The sequence below is a fragment of the Pseudoalteromonas sp. Z9A6 genome (assembly GCF_011378805.1).
Lineage (GTDB): Bacteria > Pseudomonadota > Gammaproteobacteria > Enterobacterales > Alteromonadaceae > Pseudoalteromonas > Pseudoalteromonas distincta.
In genome coordinates, this window is the sequence record NZ_WTKZ01000019.1 from 25924 (window position 1) to 45462 (window position 19539).

General features: G+C 40.6%; 13 protein-coding genes and 1 pseudogene. 6 read left to right on the plus strand and 8 right to left on the minus strand.

Translation table 11 applies throughout. The features are described from left to right. The first annotated feature begins 303 nt into the window (after positions 1-303). Complete coding sequence (locus tag GQR53_RS09350) at positions 304-2430, plus strand: glycoside hydrolase family 16 protein (RefSeq protein ID WP_165743764.1); 2127 nt, start codon at positions 304-306, stop codon at positions 2428-2430. Positions 2431-2508: 78 nt separating this feature from the next. Then, on the plus strand, positions 2509-5442 hold the full coding sequence (locus tag GQR53_RS09355) for a TonB-dependent receptor (RefSeq protein ID WP_165743765.1): 2934 nt from the start codon (positions 2509-2511) through the stop codon (positions 5440-5442). Positions 5443-5493: 51 nt separating this feature from the next. Here GQR53_RS09355 and GQR53_RS09360 read toward each other — a convergent pair. The 5 genes and pseudogenes from GQR53_RS09360 to GQR53_RS09380 all read right to left on the minus strand — a co-directional run bounded on the left by GQR53_RS09360 (position 5494) and on the right by GQR53_RS09380 (position 11360). Further along, a pseudogene (locus GQR53_RS09360) lies at positions 5494-6966 on the minus strand (S41 family peptidase). Between the two features lie 229 nt (positions 6967-7195). Next, positions 7196-7708, minus strand: coding sequence for a YetF domain-containing protein (locus tag GQR53_RS09365; RefSeq protein ID WP_165743766.1), 513 nt, complete (start codon positions 7706-7708; stop codon positions 7196-7198). Positions 7709-8289: 581 nt separating this feature from the next. Beyond that, positions 8290-9027, minus strand: coding sequence for a hypothetical protein (locus GQR53_RS09370; RefSeq protein WP_165743767.1), 738 nt, complete (start codon positions 9025-9027; stop codon positions 8290-8292). Then, the gene (locus GQR53_RS09375) at positions 9027-9356 is read right to left on the minus strand and encodes a hypothetical protein (RefSeq protein WP_165743768.1); all 330 of its coding nucleotides are present in this window, start codon (positions 9354-9356) and stop codon (positions 9027-9029) included. Before GQR53_RS09375 ends, GQR53_RS09370 begins: the two co-directional genes overlap by 1 nt. A 483-nt stretch (positions 9357-9839) precedes the next feature. After that, positions 9840-11360 carry an aldehyde dehydrogenase family protein gene (locus GQR53_RS09380; RefSeq protein ID WP_011329851.1) on the minus strand — a complete coding sequence of 507 codons (1521 nt, stop codon included), beginning with the start codon at positions 11358-11360 and terminating at the stop codon, positions 9840-9842. 185 nt (positions 11361-11545) lie between these two features. Here GQR53_RS09380 and GQR53_RS09385 point away from each other — a divergent pair, with 185 nt between their 5' ends. Beyond that, complete coding sequence (locus GQR53_RS09385) at positions 11546-12448, plus strand: AraC family transcriptional regulator (RefSeq protein ID WP_165743769.1); 903 nt, start codon at positions 11546-11548, stop codon at positions 12446-12448. 110 nt (positions 12449-12558) lie between these two features. On the opposite strand, the gene GQR53_RS09390 is transcribed toward GQR53_RS09385, so the two are convergent. Then, positions 12559-13881 carry a carbohydrate porin gene (locus GQR53_RS09390; protein WP_165743770.1) on the minus strand — a complete coding sequence of 441 codons (1323 nt, stop codon included), beginning with the start codon at positions 13879-13881 and terminating at the stop codon, positions 12559-12561. Positions 13882-14561: 680 nt separating this feature from the next. Continuing rightward, a complete protein-coding gene (locus tag GQR53_RS09395; RefSeq protein ID WP_033012968.1) occupies positions 14562-14957 on the minus strand; it encodes a hypothetical protein in 396 nt (131 codons plus the stop codon). Between the two features lie 188 nt (positions 14958-15145). On the opposite strand from GQR53_RS09395, the gene GQR53_RS09400 reads away from it, so the two are divergent. Continuing rightward, on the plus strand, positions 15146-16366 hold the full coding sequence (locus GQR53_RS09400; protein ID WP_011329847.1) for a Xaa-Pro peptidase family protein: 1221 nt from the start codon (positions 15146-15148) through the stop codon (positions 16364-16366). Between the two features lie 82 nt (positions 16367-16448). On the opposite strand, the gene GQR53_RS09405 is transcribed toward GQR53_RS09400, so the two are convergent. After that, positions 16449-17324, minus strand: a complete 876-nt coding sequence (locus tag GQR53_RS09405; protein ID WP_010553617.1) for a DMT family transporter — start codon at positions 17322-17324, stop codon at positions 16449-16451. 97 nt (positions 17325-17421) lie between these two features. Between GQR53_RS09405 and GQR53_RS09410 the strand changes: the two genes are divergently transcribed. Together GQR53_RS09410 and GQR53_RS09415 are read left to right on the plus strand one after the other, a co-directional pair. Next, positions 17422-18321, plus strand: coding sequence for a LysR family transcriptional regulator (locus GQR53_RS09410; protein WP_165743771.1), 900 nt, complete (start codon positions 17422-17424; stop codon positions 18319-18321). A 114-nt stretch (positions 18322-18435) separates the two neighbouring features. Then, entirely contained in the window at positions 18436-19467 is a 1032-nt protein-coding gene (locus tag GQR53_RS09415; protein ID WP_165743772.1) for a LacI family DNA-binding transcriptional regulator, read from the plus strand. Positions 19468-19539: the final 72 nt, after the last annotated feature.

Genomic DNA, 19539 nt, shown 5'->3' on the forward strand with positions numbered 1-19539 from the left:
TACCAAATTATAAAATTAATATATTCTTTCAACCACAGTCAAAAAAAGAGTTGAAAATACCACTTTAAAATCTTTTTAAATGAGATTAATCTATTAATATAATGTTATTTTTTATGAGTAGCTCAATTGGTAAACTGGTCTTACCGTAAACTAATTGTAAATAAAATAAACAAATATGTTGACCATTAACGCACTGCACAATATCATTTGTAAGCGCTTACAAAACACAATGCAAAAATGTAAGCGCTTACAGTATGAAAAACAATTAATCTGACAATAATCTGTTGAAACCGGGGTTCAGTTATGAACATTGAAACAACGCACATTACACGTTTACTTGCCGCTATCTCTCTAGTTACGTTAGCTGGCTGTGGTGGCGACTCTGCCACTAAATCAAATTTTGAAAATGTAGATGCCTCTGAGCCAGTATCAGATTGGCAAATGGTTTGGAGCGACGAATTTGAAGGCTCTGCCATTGATACAAACAAATGGAACTATGAATTAAACTGCGATGGCGGTGGTAACAACGAGAAACAGTGTTACACCGATAGTGAGCAAAATGCATTTATTGCAGACGGTGTGTTAAACATTGTTGCCCTACCAGCGACAGAAGGTGCAGAAAAACCTTACACTTCAGCGCGCTTAAATACGCGTTACAACGCCGACTTTACATATGGTCGCTTTGAAGTGCGCGCCAAACTTCCATCAGGACAAGGTAGCTGGCCAGCATTTTGGATGCTGCCAACTGATGAAGTTTATGGTACTTGGCCTCGTTCTGGCGAAATAGATGTTTTAGAATCAGTAAACCTTAAAACACCGGATGAAGACGGCGGTATAGAGTCAAGCATTCACGGCACTCTTCATTACGGACGCGCGTGGCCAGATAACAGCTACACAGGGCAAGAATACAAATTCCCTGAAGATACTAACCCAGCAGATGACTTTCACACCTACGCTATTGAATGGCAAGAAGGCGAAATTCGTTGGTACGTAGATGGTTACCTTTACGCAACGCAGCGCCAATCAGAAGTTTTGTATAATTCAAAAGGTGAGCCTGCAGGCTTAAAACATCGTGGTTGGTTTGCAGAGTATTTTGAACAAGGTTCTGGCGAGCTTGAAACGCATTGGGATAGCGCTCCTTTCGATAAAGACTTTCACCTATTATTAAATCTTGCCGTAGGTGGCGACTGGCCTGAAAACGTTAATGATTTAGGTATAGATGCTAGCGCATTTGAAAACGGCCAAACCTTTGCTATTGATTATGTACGTGTTTATCAATGTGCATCAAACCCTGATACAGGTAAAGGTTGTGAAACCATTCGCCCAGGTTACGATAGCTTAGACGATGCCTTGCTTGAGAGTGATGCACCAGTTCCTATAGCTGGAGGAGTTACTCCATTAACCATATTTGGTGATTCTTTTAATATTAATTGGCCTGCGTGGGATTGTTGCGGAGGTTCAACTCCTGCAATAGTTGTTGATGAACAGCAAGGTAATACAGTTGAATTTAGTGTTGGTGAAAACCCAACTGTAAACGGTTTTATTTCAAGAGCGGCAAACATTACTGATGAAGCTGGTGTAGCCTCCCCTTTTGATGCAACCCCCCTGTTAGCACAAGGGTATTTTCAATTTAAAATGAAAGTAACTAGCGCACCTGCTGATGCAAACTCTACATGGGTTGTTAAGCTTGAAAGCGCAGGAGATGCCCCTACTGCAGCCGAATTGCCTATTACCCAAAGCGTTGAAGGTATTGCGCCTGTTGTAGGTCAATGGCAAACATACACATTTAAATTAACCGATCTTGTTGCAGCAAACTTAGATATTAGTGCTATTGATGTAGTTATGATTTTCCCCGCATGGGGCACTGGTAATGGTGCTGTTTATAGAGTTGATGATGTAAAAATAACTCAAGATTTCCCAGAACTTGATGTGTTCTCTGATACCCAAAATCTTGATTGGCCAATGTGGGACTGCTGTAGCGGCTCAACACCCGTGGAAGTAATGGATGATGAAGAGCATGGTATAACAGCAGAATTTACAATAAATGATACGCCTACCGTAATGGGCTTTAATAGCCGCACATCTGTTGGTGGAAGCGGCGAGGCATTTGATGCAAGCGCTATCATAACGGTTGGTCAAATTACGTTTGATATGAAAGTTACGAGTATGCCAAGCACACCCGATGCCCCATGGTTTTTCAAAGTTGAGTCAAACGAAGGTGATTCTGCTGTAGAGCTTGCACTTACTGAAAGTGTTGAAGGCATTGCCCCTGTTTTAAACGAATGGCAAACATATACTTATACGCTTTCTGATTTATCAGCTGCCGGTTTAGATGTAAGTGCAATAGATGTATTAATGATTTTTCCTAATTGGGGCCAAGGGGCTGGCGCAACATATCGTGTTGATAATGTGACAGTTTCAAACCCATAATTAAGATTTCACTGACAAATTCTAGGTGCTTACACTGCACCTCCTCTCTTGAACAACATTTTATAAAGCAGAGCTATTATGAACACATTCAATTTTAAAAAGAGCCAACTTGCGGCTTCTGTGTCTCTCATCATTGCTGCGAGCACATTAAACACAGCTATTGCGGCAGAAGCACAAACAAACGTTTCATCTGATGTAGAAGTTATTGAAGTAAAAGGTATTCGTGGTTCACTTATTCGTTCTATGGATATGAAACGCGACTCTTCTGGCATTGTTGATGCCATTTCGTCTGAAGAAATGGGTAAATTCCCAGATACCAACTTAGCAGAATCATTACAACGTATTACCGGTGTATCGGTAAGTCGTGCAAACGGTGAAGGTAGCCAAATTACTGTACGTGGTTTTGGTCCTGAGTTTAACTTAATTACCCTAAATGGCCGCCAAATGCCAGGCACAGGTTATACACGCTCATATAATCTTGAAAACGTTGCCTCTGAGGGCGTAAGTGCGCTTGAAGTATTTAAAACAGCACGTGCAGACGTACCAAGCGGTGGCTTAGGTGCAACGGTAAATATTTCTACCGCGCGCCCTTTTCAAAAGCCGGGTCAAAACTTTTCAGCTACCGTTAAAGCAAATCACGACTCGTCAAACGAAGCTGGCGATGACGTAACACCAGAGTTTTCTACTGTTTACAGCAATACTTTTGTAGATGACACTTTTGGTTTTGGTTTTTCATTTTCGCACCAAGAGCGTGACTTTCAAAAACAAAGTGCCAATATTCAAGGCTGGCAGGCAAACGTAGACTTACCTGAATTAGATAGCAGCAACGTAGTTGATAACCGCACAGACCCTGCAGGTAACTACTACTTCCCTAAAGACATGAACTACGCTATTGAAGATGTAGAACGTGAACGTACAAACGGACAAGTTACCTTTCAATATGCACCGGTAGATGGCTTTGTAGCAACACTTGATTACACTGCAAGTAAAGCAGTTACAGGTTCTCAGAGCATTGGTTGGGGTATTTGGAACGACTTTGGTAGCAATATTAATGGCTACGAACTAGATGAAAATGGTACAGCTGTTTATGCTGATATTAGCGGTAACGATGCGTCATTCACAGCCAATAAAGGTACTACAGAAGTAAAAGCACGCTCACTTGGTTTAAATCTTGATTGGGAAATTAACGACACATGGCACGTAGAGCTTGATTACCACGACTCTAAAAATGAGACTGACAACGGCGCCGATGACGGGCTAGGCAGTACCGGCCAAGTGATTTTGGGCTCAGATCAGCTTGCTAATAAAATTTACGATTACCGCACAGGCGATATTCCAAGTGCTCAAGTTAACTGGTTAAACGGCACAAGCGAACTAACACCAGGCGAAATTGACTCAAACTTTAGTCAGTTTACTCACTCACCGGGTGAGTCAAACATTGAACAGTTACAACTACATACTACGTGGTATAACGAAAGCTACGACATTGGTTTAGTTAAAGTTAAATTTGGCGCATCACGTACTGAGCAAAACACCGGCGGCTATACCGCATGGAGTGGTTTAGTAGGTGGCCCTGGTTTTAACCCGTCGTATACAGAAATATTCCCAGATAGCATGTTTACCCGTCACGATACATCGGGTCTTTTAGACCAATTTGCTGGCGGCGGTAGTGACTTACAACCTAATTACTACTACACGTATGACTTCGATGAAGCTGTTGCACGCCAAATTGCTTATTTAACAGCAGATGTAACAGGCGGCGATGCATACGCAGCTAATGCCTATATGGATGGCATAGATAGCGAAAGTTATGTAGAAGAAATCACTAATAGCTTTTATGTTCAATCAAGCTGGGAATTTGACGTAAGTAACTACTACGTAAAAGTAAATGCAGGCCTACGCTATGAGCAAACAGACGTAACCAGTACTGTACGTCAACGCGTTGAAGATCAAGTTAATTGGATCAGTGCTTCTGAGTGGATCATGCAATACGCTGCTGGCGGCGATGATAACTTCTTAGAGCAACAAGGTGATTATGATGTTTTACTGCCTTCAATCGACGTAAGTGTTGATTTAACTGAAGACGTAGTAGCCCGCGTATCTTGGGGTAAAACAATGTCGCGTGCACCACTGGGTAATTTAGCCGGTGGCCGCAGCTTAACAGGCAGCCCAAAACCAGGTTCTCGCACAGGTAGCCAAGGTAATACAAACTTATTGCCGTTTGAATCAACAAACCTTGATTTATCACTTGAGTATTACTACGCAGAAGGCAGCTACGCATCTGTTGGTTACTTTAAAAAAGACGTTGATAACTTTATTCAAACCACCATTACGCAAACTACTATTGATGGCTTGCACGATATTTTAAACGGCCCTCGTTACTTACAAGCCGTAAGCGATATTGAATCACGTGGTGAGCAAGCAACAACCGACGCTATTTTTGCACAGATGATTGCCAGCGGTTACGGCAATGCAAATGGCGTTATTGAGCCAAGCAGCGACGATCCGCTAATTACATGGAATATTAGTCAACCACAAAACACCGACAGTAAATCGGTAGATGGTTTTGAAGTTGCTGTTCAGCACTTAATTGGTGAAACCGGTTTTGGTGTTGGTGTAAACGCGACGTTTGTAGATGGCGACGTTGAATTTAATAGCGAAAGCCTTGATCAACAAGCACCGCTTACAGGCTTAAGTGACTCAGCTAACTTTCAAGGTTTTTACGAAAAAGACGGCCTATCAGTGAAAATTACTTACGCATGGCGCGACTCATACCTAATTGGTGTAGGCCAAGCGCAAGGTTCAGCTGATGCGCCTCCGCAATATGCTAAAGCGTATGGCCAATGGGATATGAGCGTTAACTACGATGTAAACGAAAACGTAACGGTATTTTTTGATGGCATAAACTTAAACAATGCAACCGAAGAAGGCTACGGACGTTACGAAGAGCAGTTCTTATTTGCTAATCAATACGGTCCTCGTTACTCAATTGGTGCTCGTTACACGTTCTAAACTATTTCCTAGTTAGAAGGTTAAGCCGCTTGTTACAACAAGCGGCTTTTTTTATAGCGTTTTTATTTGCTCAAGCAACACATTGGTTGTCCAATCAAGGCCCTTATACGCCACATCGGGTTTGTAAAAATCCCCTGCCCCACGCGCTCTATTTACATATACTTTATTTGGCACAATCACTTTCCCCAAGCTTGAAGGTAAATCGGCTAAGCGTACCTCCATATACATAGAATCAGCGCTACTTGGTGCACCAAATAACGTTGTATTTTCAAAAAGCTTAAACTTATCAAGTGCATCTAAACAAGCACTGGCGCATTGCGGCGGCACTATAACAAACACCTTGTTTTTAAAGTCACTCACTAAAGGCTTTTGTGGTATGTTATTTAGCGTATTAGTTTCTTGCTCTACATAAAATGGATCATCATTTTTAAGTGATAAAGCCATGCCAGTAGAGACGGTTTTGAGAGTTTTCAGTACTTCGGATTGATCTTTTACAACGTCCAATAAAGACTATACATAGTCAGTATTATCTTTTGATGCTCTCCACCACACTTGCGTGTTTTGAGAAGTATTATTTGCTTTTTGCTCTACTACTTTTTGGCCCCATAATCCTTTTGCTATTTGTGAGCTCCAATAAGATGAGCCACCTTGGTTATGGCGCAAATCTAATACCACGGCTTTTGCAGTAAGTAACTTGCTACGTTGCTGTTGTATTTTTTCAAACACTTTATTGTAGGCAGTAGTTTGTTTATCGGTTGATGAAAAGCTAAGCATAGCAATCCAACCAATGTTTTTTTCAGGCCACGTTAAATCAATGGGGAGTTCATCACCGTTGTAGGCATTTTCTAAATGCTTACTTGCTGACTTAGGCCTCACAGACCAATTTAATACGTGTGTATAGGTATCGTCATTGGCTTTAACAAATTCGCATTCTTTTAGAGGAGTTAAAAATGGATTGCCCTCGTCAATGAGTAACCGCCAACCTTGCTGCCACCAATGCCCAGGTTGTGCAACTTCACCATGAAACTTAAATATTCTCTCAGGCATTAAGGTATCAGTGCTTTGCCCATCACATTGGCTTACAACGTCGCCTTTACTAATATTGTTGGTTTCGCTGTAATACACTTTTAGCGCATCACCTCGCCATACAGCTCTAAAGCCGGGCCAGCGGCGCGCGGGTCTATCTACGCTTGAAAACGCACCAGCATGACCATCTTGTAACACAGTGCTAAAGCGTGCAATTGCCGCTACATGAGCTTGCGGACCGCTCGCTTGTGACGAGAGTGCAAGCGCCTCTGCTTTTGCTTGTTTTAATAAATCAGGGAAAGTTGGGTTATTAACATCAAACATACCAGGATGATTTTGTGCAGTAATACTATAAGCCGCGTTAATATCGCGCTCTGTTATGCTGCGCCACTGCTCAGGTGTAGTAGGTAGAATGGGTTCTTGTGCAGCATTTATAAATGGTGATAGTAGTAAAGCGCAGAGCAATACATGATTGGTTATTTTTGTTTTTATAGTCATGAAAATCCGTTTAGCTAAAAATAAATTACTGGTTACGTTATTGTTCATTAACAATACTAAAAAAGCGATTTAAGGTACATGTGTAAATACATACCTGACACCTAAGTTAAAAACTTAAGAATCGTCCAACCTTATTTAGTAGGTGAGCAATGTGTCTGATACAGTAAAAAAGCCATACCAATTAAGTTACGCGATTTATGGTAATCATCGGCCGCTAAAAATTGTCCAATTAATCCCGAGGATTTCGTAACTTCATAATCAGTTGAGCATAGTTTTCACTTTTCGGCACAATACTTAACTCACCGTCGGCCTCGAAAACCACCGCCATAACTGTGCTTAAATCACCAAAACCGGCTTTTCTAACACTTGCTTCCACTTCAGTGCTTGTGAGTCGAGCATCTTTCATAGCGGCCTCTATATATTCACCGTCGAAAAAAACTAATTGTGGAGAGGTTTTTACTACTTTGTCGAAGGTCGAAAAATGGGCGCTCATCCAAGTGAGTAAATACTGTAAAAAGAGGAGCAGGCTAACCGCAACTAAAACCTCAACTATGACTACGTCTTTCAATAAAATAGCTGAACCTAAGATGAAGCCCGCTGCTACGGTGATTATCCAGTCAAAGTTGTTCATTTTGGCAAATGGGCGTTTACCCACTAAGTGCGTCGCTAGGATTAAAAAGGGATAAATAATCAAAGTTGTGGTGACAATGCGCGCTATTTCACTCCAAGATTCAAAAAACATATTTCCCTCTACTTAAGGTGCTGAATAAATTAAGAATCATATAAGCTAAACAGCCACCTGAATCACACAAACTAGGCAGTCACCTTAATAAATCAAACAACACTATGCAACTAAATCTGCCATACAAATACAGCATCTATCTTTTATTAATAGGTCACTTTTACGAATAATTTTTATTTATGTCAGGGCACCAAATTATGATGACACCCACTTTATTTAGCCTATTAAAATCTAGGCATCAAAAAGTGCAAAGTTTAAGATGGGTGCCTGATTAATTCTTCTTTTTTCGACAATATAACAAAGGGCATACTCAAAGGTGCCAGGCAGAATCTGCTCAGCGAAATTGATAGGAATGAATTTATTTTGACAGGGTAAGTCAGGCTTGACTTCTCACCCAAAGAAAGAACCATTACGGTTTACCATAGGTGAATAATATCTATTAGATCACAGCAAACAGATGGATTCAAGATTAAAAAGCAACCAACCAAGAATAGTTGGATACGTTCCTAAAAAGAGTAATTCTACAGCCTCAACGCCGCATTCAGCGGCATGTCCGCTGCAATGCTTTGTTATGCGAATTATTAACCTGCCGCACAAGCTTTAATCCTATGAATTACCTTCTCGCGAAACTCACCATGCCCATGCGTTGCTCTGGGGTGGGCAATTCTAAAGCATATGGCATCGGCTGCCTCAAACTCCCAGAACTTTCTAGAAATCACTTCTTTATTTCGATAGCCACCAAAGTTATCATTGAATAATTTTTTTATTGCTGGATCAATACCAGCGAAGCCAGCCGCAAAAATTACAACATCTGGCTTAAAGTGTATGATCTGTATTGCAAGCAACTTTTTTGATATTGACGTTATTTCTTCGAGCTCATTTTTCGGGCGTGTTCTAGGGCTTTTCTTGTTGTAGTCCCACGCAAACAAGTTTGCATAGATAATGGATTTGGGATCAACTTCAAGCTCCTTCGCCAGCCGGAAAAAATATTGCTTAAAGCGACTTCGCGTTTTTGTAATAACTTTTCCACCCTTGCTCACCAGAAGATGTTTTTTATAACGCTCAGTTGCTTCACACACAAGCTCGCAAACTTTATCTTTTTCGACAAAATCAGCGACACGATTAATCTTATTCTTGTTGCTATCAGTATTCCATCCGGCAGTCTCCCGACCAACCAACATAATTTTTAGATTTGAACTCCAGTACTCATCAAATGGAACCGGTAAAAAAACACCAGAGTATTTGTCCTCCTCAAGGTTGAATGAGTTAATATTAAGATCTCTCAAGATCGTTGCGTAATCATTAAATAATGCATCCATTAAGAAAGCTCCGTAGAGCCATCTGGAAGCCATTCAATATTCAGGCAACCATCACCAAAACGTACGACACCTTCCTTTTTCGGTAGCTCATTAAACTGCCCCCGATACTCGATAAAATTATCAAGCAATTCAATCAGGTGTACTTTGAACCCTGATTCAGTGGCCTCCTCAAAAATGTCGTCTTCAATCTTCCAACGAGTGATGCTCAAGCGATCTTCATTATCTTCCGCACAGAAAATCACTTCACCGGTTGCTTTCACAATCTCAGGATATTGCTTGGCAAGCATAGTAAGGCGAGTGGTTTCAAAGCCTTGGTCAAAATTTGGCATATTGTTTCCTTGTACTCGTTATTCTTTAGCTTACGACATCTGGGCGACAGATTGTCGTCGTAGAGGCGCATAACAGCTTATTGAACACCACTATGGGGGGTTATAACACCCCAAAACGGCGTATATTACATTGCTTAATAATTCCATCAAACAACTCTAATTTAAACAAGTAATTACGTGTGTTATAAAATTGCCCTTGTTTAAATACCTCAGAACGACTTTTAATAATGTTATCCGACAAAGCCGCAACTATTGCCAATTTATACAGTTATTAGTTATAAATTTAGCTTGTATGAAACACCCTTTTTTAACACTGAAAAAAGAACACATATATAATAAAAACATGCAAAAAACACGATTGGTGCTAAGAGCGATAACGCGTTGAGTCATTTTAAATTCATTAAACCAATGTACAAAAAAGCGCTGCAAATATGCAGCGCTGTCATTACTTAACGGTTGTTTATTTAAACTTTGTACTTAAAATTAAAAGAAGCCGAGCGGATCTTCGCTGTAGCTTACTAATAGGTTTTTAGTTTGTTGGTAGTGACCCAGTGCGAGTTTGTGGTTTTCGCGACCAATACCTGATTTTTTATAGCCGCCAAACGCGGCATGAGCCGGATACATGTGGTAACAGTTAGTCCATACACGGCCTGCCTCAATTTTACGCCCCATACGATACGCTTGGTTCATGTTGCGGCTCCATACACCGGCGCCTAGTCCAAACTCAGAGCTATTGGCAAGTGCCAACGCTTCGGCTTCGTCTTTAAAGGTCGACATTGAAATAACCGGGCCAAAAATCTCTTCTTGGAATACCCGCATGTCGTTGGTGCCTTTTAATAGCGTAGGCTGAATGTAATATCCGCCGTTAAGATCATCGCTTAACTGCTCTACGTTGCCACCAGTAAGTACTTCGGCGCCTTCTTTTTTACCAATTTCGATGTAGCTTAATATTTTATCAAATTGCGCTTTAGACGCCTGCGCACCTACCATGGTTTCGGTATCTAGCGGGTTACCGCGTTTAATTTGTGCTGTACGCTGTAAAATGCGTTCAATAAATTGCTCGTAAATATCTTCTTGAATAAATAGTCGCGATGGGCAAGTACATACTTCACCTTGGTTAAAGTAGGCCAATATTGCGCCCTCTATTGCTTTAGATAAAAAAGCGTCGTCTTTGTCCATTACATCGCTAAAGAAAATATTGGGTGACTTACCACCTAGCTCTACCGTTGATGGAATTATGTTTTCGGCGGCGCATTTTAAAATATGTGAACCCACTGGGGTAGACCCCGTAAAGGCGATTTTAGCAATACGGGTGTTGGTAGCCAGGGCTTCACCTGCTTCTTTACCAAAGCCATTAACTACGTTGAGTACGCCCGCTGGCAGTAAGTCGCCAATCACTTCCATTAACACTAAAATAGAGGCAGGGGTTTGCTCTGCTGGTTTTAGTATTACACAGTTACCCGCAGCTAAGGCTGGGGCTAGCTTCCACGCTGCCATTAGTATTGGGAAGTTCCACGGAATTATTTGCCCAACTACACCTAACGGTTCATTAAAATGATAGGCAACGGTAGTTTCATCAATTTCACTAATACCGCCCTCTTGTGAGCGCAGGCAACCTGCAAAATAACGAAAGTGATCGGCGGCTAGTGGAATATCGGCCGCGAGTGTTTCGCGAATTGCTTTGCCGTTGTCCCACGTTTCGGCAACTGCAAGTAACTCTAAGTTTTGTTCAATACGGTCGGCTATTTTTAGTAATACGTTACTACGATCGGTAACCGATGTAGTGCCCCACTGCGCTTTTACTGCATGGGCTTTGTCGAGCGCAAGCTCAATGTCGTCTTTGTCGGAGCGCGCTACTTTGCAAAACACTTTGCCGTTTACAGGGCTAATATTTTCAAAGTACTGGCCGTTTACTGGCTTTACCCATTCTCCACCAATGTAGTTTTCGTATTGCGCTTTAAAGGTAATTAGTGCATCTTTTTCGCCTGGATTTGCATAAATCATAGTGACACTCTCTTGTTGTTATTAGCTAAAAGTCGAGCTATTAAATAAGTCTTTTTGCTTTATATTTAATCAAGTGCTGTTTTATAATTAATCAGCATTGATTGACATTAGACTATCAAACACTTAAAAGCATGTATTGCTGTCCACAAAAGTTGTCTATGAGTCCAGATTTAAAAGGGATTAAAATGCATACTCCGCAATTAAATAAGCAACGTCAGCAATTAAAGGTGCTAATTGAAAATAAAGTGACCTTTGCTGCCGATAATAGCGAGCTAAGTATTTACGATACTTATGAAAATGCGCAAAAAGTAGCTTTGCATTCAAAAGAATTACTTTTTTGCGCCATGCTTAGTGGTAAAAAGGTAATGCATGTAGAGAGCTGCCAATATCATAAGGCATTTTTACCTCACGAATCCTTTGTATTAGCACCAGAGCAAGGGGTATTAATTGACTTTGAACAAGCATCTTTAAACGCGCCTACTACCTGCCTTGCTATTGAAATAAGCACAGACAAAATAACGCAGGTGGCTAATGCACTCAATATTGAGCAACGCTTTGCCAGCGATGACTTATTTGCCTATACACCACAGCTGGTACATAGCCAGCACAATAGCCAAACCCAACAACTTTTAGCGCGTATGGTGCATTTATTTAGTGAGCCCGACGAGCAGCGAGGTTATTTAATCGACTTATCGTTAAACGAGCTTATTACCCGTTTGCTACAGCAGCAAAGTCGAGATTTATTGCTAAAACACGGCAATAATCCGCAGCTTAAAACACCGGTAAATAATGCGTTGCAATACATAGAAGAGCACTTAAATGAAGCATTGGATATAGAGAGGCTGTGTAAAATTGCCTGTATGAGTCGCAGCAAGTTTTATCAACAATTTAAGTTGGCGTTTGGTACGAGCCCATCACTGTGGCAACAGCAACTTAGGCTTAAAAAAGCCTATAGTAAATTGTTACAGGGGCGCACGGTTAGCCAAGCGTGTTATGAGCTGGGTTTTAATTGCCCTAGCCATTTTAGCCGATTATTTAAGCAAGCCTATGGCGTACCACCAGCAAACATTGCCAAGAAAAACCATTAAGTGGTGGTTTAGATTAATTTTATAGCGAGGTTAATTAACGTTTCGTAGGCACTAAATACGCCTACGAAACTTATTTTATTGTATTTTTTATGGCGCATTAATACTGCGTATTAAAACCAAATTTCAACCTGAGCGCCTGCAACTAAGGCACTTTCGTCGCCCTCTTTGCCTGCAACACTTAACCCAGATTCTTGCCCAGCAGCCTTGTTCCAATCAAAGTTACTTAGATAAAAGCGTAATGATGGACGCGACCAATATTCGGTAGAGTCGGCTGTTGCTTGTAATGCTAGCGCATATTTCATAAGTGTTTGCTCATCATTTTCAATGCCGTTTGTTTTGGTTTGATAAGCGTTATAACCCAACTCACCAAGCACACTCCAATGTGGCGATATTGAATAATGCGGGCGCACACCAACACTTTTTAGGGTGTGGTAATCAGATGATTTTTCGTACATTACCATGTAATCTAGTTTAAATTTTTCAGTAATATCAATTAAGCCATTATTAAAAATACGAAAGCCACTTGAGCTGCTATCTGCCGCATAATCAAAGCTTCCGCCATCAGTACCGGCAGCGCCTGGGTTTTGCGCCATGGCGCCGGTACCATATTGAATCACTGTTTTTTGATCAACATTGCCTAACTGCTTTTGCCATTGCACTGTAAACGTTCTGCCATCGGTAAGCCCTGTTTCATCAATTGCATCATTTACAAATAAGTTTTGCAGTGCAAATACCACTTTACCCGCATCGCCTACATCCATTTCATAGCGTACGTCGGCCATAAAGTTTTGATAGTTAGTATCTGCAGTGGCTTTGTTACCTGTAAGTTCGCCCTCGCCACCATAAGTGATGGCAGCAAGATGCAGCTTATCGGTTTCATTTACCGTAATGTCGGACACACCCACGCCGTTACCCGAGCTTTGCATATGTTTGTAATCTAATATATGTACGCTACCAACGGCCTTATCGTAATAATATCTGCGGCCAATCCATAGCGTACCATTATCGAGTAAGTTGTCTGTTTCTACATAAAGCTGCCTTGAGCGTCTAGACCACTCCTCCGTTGCGGTTGGATCTCTTGAATCCCCGGCAAAGTCCATCATAAATACGGCTTTAAAATTAACCCCATTTAGCTGCTGTTTTTTAGTCAGCTGAAACTCGCTGTAGTCTCTGCATTCGTTACCTAAGCGATAATAAACCCCATCATTTTTAGGGTAGTTTAGTGAATAACAAGAGCCATTATTTTTACTGCCACTCCCTATAATGGTGTTTGTACCTGAGCGAAAATACCCATTAAATTCAAACCCATTATCCAATTCTTGCTTAGCTTTAGCCTCATCCTGAGCTTGCATTTCATTATTAATTAACTGTTTAACGTATGCAATATCTTCATCCGATAAACCAGCGGGGCGCTCTGCTGCGTGAACACTCATTGTAGCTTCGCATCATATTGAAAGTAGTGATAAAGAGGGTTTAATTCGTTTGTTATATTTCATGTTTACCATAGTCGTTGTGGGGTTACATTAAATGTATTTGCAGCGCTATTTAATTAAAATGCAGCCGTAATTTAGCTAAGCAGTGCTGGTTGCTAGCTACAAATACGAAATTAGTTACTTTTAAAGATGGAGTTTTTAGTTAACTTTGTGTCAGTAAAAATTAAAGGCATAAAGCCGTTAACTTTAAGCTAACTATTTTGGCGCTAATAATGATCAGCTACGATAACTCGTAGTAAATGAGCTGTGATCAGTAATAACCAATTTGAAAAGGATTTTATCCAACCACTGGGGGTTATTCAATATAGCAAACAGCGATAGTATAATATTTTACATGGGTCACAAACCATTGATTAACAAAGAAAAACTCAAAGCAAACATAACAAAAACACAGAGAAAACAATGAACCCACTTACTTACATTTCAGCGTGAAAAACCACCGCGCAATAATTAAACTAATGACGAGTTTTTTGATTATCTGCGCAACTGTAAAATTAATCTGGTAGCTGTAAAACGAGTGTTAGGATGAAATAAAAGAAGAGTAAACAGAGTAATAAAACGCATGGTAAGCTCCCTCAAAAGCGCTGCACTTAAACGCTATTAAGGGATAACGAGAGGATTTAAATCAAGCTGAAATAACTAAAAGCACATAAACTAATACCGGCTAATAACCATACTAATCCGTAGCTTTGCCAAAGTATTGCGTTATTATAAACCTGCTGCGGGTTATTTTTGTCAACTAACAGTGTGCAGGTTTTACCTTGTTTAAAACGGGTAAACATTTTTTCACGATATTCCACTAATACACTGTGCACCTGCCCATCAAAACGAAAACTCACTAGCATAGTTGGCTGATGCAACATTTCGGGTGCTGTTATTTGATTATTTGCCACGGCAGTTATTTGTTCTACCACACAAACCCGCCAGTGGCGTTTACTTACTTTACATTTTAACCAGCGTACAAATGGCAAAGTGCCAATTATTATAAATAAAACCCCCAACCACAACAGAGCCATACACCCACCTTTGTTTTTATTTTTATAGTTTACTAACAACATACGCAGCAATCAAACTGCCTAGCACTTAGATTAATATAGCGCATTGGCTTTATTAAATACATGCTCAGATTACAAAGTTTTACCGCAAGCAACTTGCAGTTAACCTGCCGCACAAGCACAATAGCCGCATAAAAGAGGAGATCATTATGACCACAATTGGTATTGGCACCCAAACCAAAGAACAAGCACTCGCTAGCTTAAGCAATATGACCAGCGATTTAACCCCTATTCAACCGGCAGAATATTTATCTCGTATAGCCAAAGCGCAAACGTATATGCAAAACAATGGCATTGATGCCATTTATTTAAATGCAGGTACTAACCTCGCCTATTTTACCGGTATGCGTTGGTATGCAAGTGAGCGTTTAGTTGGCGCAATTTTGCCTGCTAAAGGTGAAGTGCAATACATAGCTCCTTATTTTGAAATTGGCTCACTCAATGGTTTTAAAGTAATTGACGGGCCAATCCGTGGTTGGCAAGAGCATCAAAACCCATATCAGTTATTTGTTAATATATTAACGGAAATGGGTATTGCGGCTAATGGCACTATTGGTATTGACGAAAGCGCGCAGTTCTTTATTTTTGATGGTATTAATAAAGCGCAAACGGGCTTAAATTTAGTGAATGCTCAACCTGTTACAGCACATTGTAGAATGCATAAATCAGCCAATGAGCTGGCATTAATGCAACGCGCTATGGATATGACCTTAGTGGTTCACCAAGCTACGGCAAGCATGCTGCACGAGGGTATTAGTACCACTGAAGTTGAAGAGTTTATAAAGCTAGCGCATCAAAAAGTAGGCGCGCCGGGTAACTACTTTTGTATCGTGTTATTTGGGCTTGCAACGTCATTTCCGCATGGGGTAAAAGATCCGCAAATCCTCAAAAAAGGCGACATGGTACTTATTGATACTGGCTGTAAAGTACATGATTACTTATCTGATATTACCCGCACTTATGTGTTTGGTGAAGCAACTGATCGCCAACGTCAATTTTGGAATAATGAAAAAGCAGCACAAATTGCAGCTTTCAATGCAGCAAAAATTGGCGTGCCATGTGAAGACGTAGATACAGCTGCGCGCAGCTACTTAGCTGAGCAAGGTTTAGGCCCTGATTATCAAACACCTGGTTGCCCGCACCGTACAGGCCACGGCATTGGTTTAGATATTCACGAATGGCCTTATTTGGTAGGCGGTAATAAAACGCCACTAGCCGCTGGCATGTGTTTTAGTAACGAGCCAATGCTGGTTATACCGGATGAATTTGGGGTGCGCTTAGAAGATCATTTTTATATGACCGACAGTGGTGCAAAATGGTTTACCGAGCCTAGCCACAGTATTGACGACCCGTTTGGTTTACAAAAGTAATATAAGCTCTAATTAACTTATATTTGTTTATTTGGCTTAAACGACTATTTACTACTGCGCAGTGCACACCACGCGCAGTAGTTTATTTTGTGAGTTGACGTTTAACCAATCGCTGTTTGTTTTTTTGTACGTTAGCCAACCATACTAAGGGTAAAATAATTAACGATGCGCCAATTATTAAGCCAAGTGTAGGTACTTCGCCAAACCAAAATAACCCAACAACGACAGCTGCCACTAAGCCACTATATTCAGCGCTAGCAACTTGGCTCGATTCGATTTTGCTATAAACATACACGCAAATTCCCGCATAAATTAAAATAAACAGTGTAGAGCCAAACGCAGTAATAAGTGCGGCCCAATGCCATGGCTCGTTTTCCCACAGCGCCAAACCTAATCCCACAGGCATACCTACTAAATTGGTAAGTAACAAAGTTTGCATAATACTATGGTGTTTAGGTAACTTTCGTATTAGTACATTATTTATTGCCAGTGTAATTGCGACTACAAGTGCAAATATAGCCGCCCAATTAATGTCGGTAGGCTGAATAACAATAAGTACCCCTATAAAGCCAATAACAGCCACAGCTATGCTGCTTTTTGTTAGCTGTTCACGAAATATCATTACTGCTAAAGGCAGCATTAATAAAGGCGCTGCATAAAAAATAGCGTTAGCGGTTGCAAGCGGTAAAGCTTTTAGCGCAAACACCATAAATATAATACCAAATAACCATACATGTCCGCGTACCGCATGCCATTTTAAACCGGCAAATAAATGTTTTTTATTCGCCGACAAACAAAACGGGAGCAAAATTAATACTGCGGTAAGTTGGCGCATAAATACAAACTGAAACGTGGGGCTTTCTGCTGGTAAAGTTTTGATTATAGCATCAGAAAAAACCGCAATAATATTACCCACCACAAGTAATGTCATGCCTAAGCCAACCGATATTTTTTGCATTGTTACTCCGTGCCCGCAAATTAAAAACGCTAGCATAGAGCAATTCGTTTAATTATGTATAATGATTAAAATACTTTTAGTATGAGTTTAACTAATAATGAAATTACCCCCATTACGTGCTGTTCAGTGTTTTGAATCTGTAGCGCGATTAAATAGTTTTTCTAAAGCAGCAGAACATCTAAATGTGACGCAAAGTGCCGTGAGCCATCAGGTTAAATTACTAGAGCAATATTTAAACGAGCCGCTATTTAACCGCAGTGGTCGTAGCTTTTCGTTAACCGACGCGGGCAATCGTTACTATCAAGAAGTGAGTCATTCATTAACCAGTTTAGCCTCTGCCACACAAAAAATACGTTACGGCGAGCCTGGGCATCTTCGTTTAGCACTTTATAGCTCATTAGCTGTTAAGTGGTTAATACCGCGATTAGAAAGCTTTAAACATGACTCGCCAGATATCGACTTAACTTTAAATATGATTGTAGATGAGGCGGATTTTAGCGACCGTGTTGCCGATTGTTTTATTACCACAACGCCACCTAAAGGTGAGTTTGTCAGCTTATTTTTATTTGCAGAAAAGCTTTACCCTGCTTGTGGCAAAGGCATGTGGCAGCAATTAAAAAATCAATCGCTGCCCAATGAATTATGGAAGCACCCGCTGTTGTCGGTGCAGTATGATGAGTCAGAGCAACGTAGCACCAATGACTGGCAGCAATGGTGTAAAAGCGGCGGCTTTGAGCTACCTAAAAACGTAAGAGTTAATCACTTTAGTCACGTTATACTGGCCGCAGAAGCTGCGCGTTATAATTTAGGTATTACGCTTATTGATGCGTTTTTTATTGCCTCACAGCACGATAACCACTTAGTTAAGTTGCCACTGCATGGAGTTGAAACCGGCTGTAAATTTTATTTTGTATATAAAAAATCGCGAGCAAAACAAACCGATATTATTACCCTAAGCCGCTGGCTAAAAGCCCAGTGGGCCGAGGTTAAAAAATAAAATGAAAGTATTAAGTCATCATACTTCATGCCAGTTTATAGCTATAACTATTATTTGATTTTATACTATCTCTATTAATTTAAGCACAGTCTTTTTAAAGGATAATCATAACTCATGAGAAAACCGGCCCACTGGACCTTAAAAAGTATCGCTCTAGAATTAGGTGTGTCTAATGCTACGGTTTCTAATGCGTTTAATCGCCCTGATCAGCTATCGGCTAAACGCCGAGAAGATATTCTTGCAGCGTGTAAAACTTTGGGCTATTACGGGCCTAATAAGGCCGCGCAATCATTGCGTAATGGCACATTTAATATTGTCGCTTTAGTACTGCCCGATAGTGTGGAATACATGGTGTCGGACCCTGTAGCTAGTAGCTTTATGCGCGGTGTTACCTCAGTGCTTGAAAAAAACGGCATTAATGTTTTATTGTTTTCAGGTAATAGCGATACCCTTAATAACATAGTCGACTTTGTAGATGGCTTTATTTGTTATGGCCGCCCTCGTAATAACGCGTTAGTTGAGCAGTTAAAAACTGTGTCTAAACATGTAGTGACAATTGATTTTGATATTGCTCGCAATGCCTCTGTAAATATTAATAACGAGCAAGCAAGTTACGAAATAGCTAAACACGTACTGCATAATCAAAACGATAAAGTGGCTATATTAGGCCTTAGATTACTTGATGAAAACGTATTGTGCCGGGTGTATGAGCATCACGAATTTGAAACCGGACAATCTATTTCGCATCAACGTTTACGTGGTTATCAACGTGCTTTAAGCGAGGCAAATATTACGGTAGCTGACGATCGTATTTGGAACATTCCTGAAAGTAGCGAACGTTTTGCAATTATTGCTGCTAAAGAAGTTTTAAGTGCCTCCCCTCGTCCTAACGTTATAATTTGTATGAGTGATTTAATTGCCCTTGCCACAATGCGAGAAGCAATAAAACAAGGCATAAAAATAGGTAAAGAACTGCGTATTGTAGGCTTTGATGGTATTGATGAAGCAGCCCGGTTTGTACCTCGCCTCACCACCATTCATCAAAACAGCCAAGAAAAAGGCGTTATAGCCGCTGAATTATTTATTTCTAAAGAAGAAAAAACTCAGGAAGTCAGTTACGAATTAGAGATTGGTGCCAGTAGTTAGCTTACAAGCCTTGTAATTGTTTTATGTGTTAAAAAGCCAAGCTTAAGTAGCTTGGCTTTTGCTTTACATGGC

Coding starts and splice junctions, on each gene's coding strand:
- GQR53_RS09385 (WP_165743769.1), top strand. CDS start 11,546: ATGCATACTCCGCAATTAAATAAGCAACGTCAGCAATTAAAGGTGCTA.
- GQR53_RS09355 (WP_165743765.1), top strand. CDS start 2,509: ATGAACACATTCAATTTTAAAAAGAGCCAACTTGCGGCTTCTGTGTCT.
- GQR53_RS09415 (WP_165743772.1), top strand. CDS start 18,436: ATGAGAAAACCGGCCCACTGGACCTTAAAAAGTATCGCTCTAGAATTA.
- GQR53_RS09365 (WP_165743766.1), bottom strand. CDS start 7,708: ATGTTTTTTGAATCTTGGAGTGAAATAGCGCGCATTGTCACCACAACT.
- GQR53_RS09400 (WP_011329847.1), top strand. CDS start 15,146: ATGACCACAATTGGTATTGGCACCCAAACCAAAGAACAAGCACTCGCT.
- GQR53_RS09410 (WP_165743771.1), top strand. CDS start 17,422: ATGAAATTACCCCCATTACGTGCTGTTCAGTGTTTTGAATCTGTAGCG.
- GQR53_RS09350 (WP_165743764.1), top strand. CDS start 304: ATGAACATTGAAACAACGCACATTACACGTTTACTTGCCGCTATCTCT.
- GQR53_RS09370 (WP_165743767.1), bottom strand. CDS start 9,027: ATGGATGCATTATTTAATGATTACGCAACGATCTTGAGAGATCTTAAT.
- GQR53_RS09375 (WP_165743768.1), bottom strand. CDS start 9,356: ATGCCAAATTTTGACCAAGGCTTTGAAACCACTCGCCTTACTATGCTT.
- GQR53_RS09380 (WP_011329851.1), bottom strand. CDS start 11,360: ATGATTTATGCAAATCCAGGCGAAAAAGATGCACTAATTACCTTTAAA.
- GQR53_RS09390 (WP_165743770.1), bottom strand. CDS start 13,881: ATGAGTGTTCACGCAGCAGAGCGCCCCGCTGGTTTATCGGATGAAGAT.
- GQR53_RS09395 (WP_033012968.1), bottom strand. CDS start 14,957: ATGGCTCTGTTGTGGTTGGGGGTTTTATTTATAATAATTGGCACTTTG.
- GQR53_RS09405 (WP_010553617.1), bottom strand. CDS start 17,324: ATGCAAAAAATATCGGTTGGCTTAGGCATGACATTACTTGTGGTGGGT.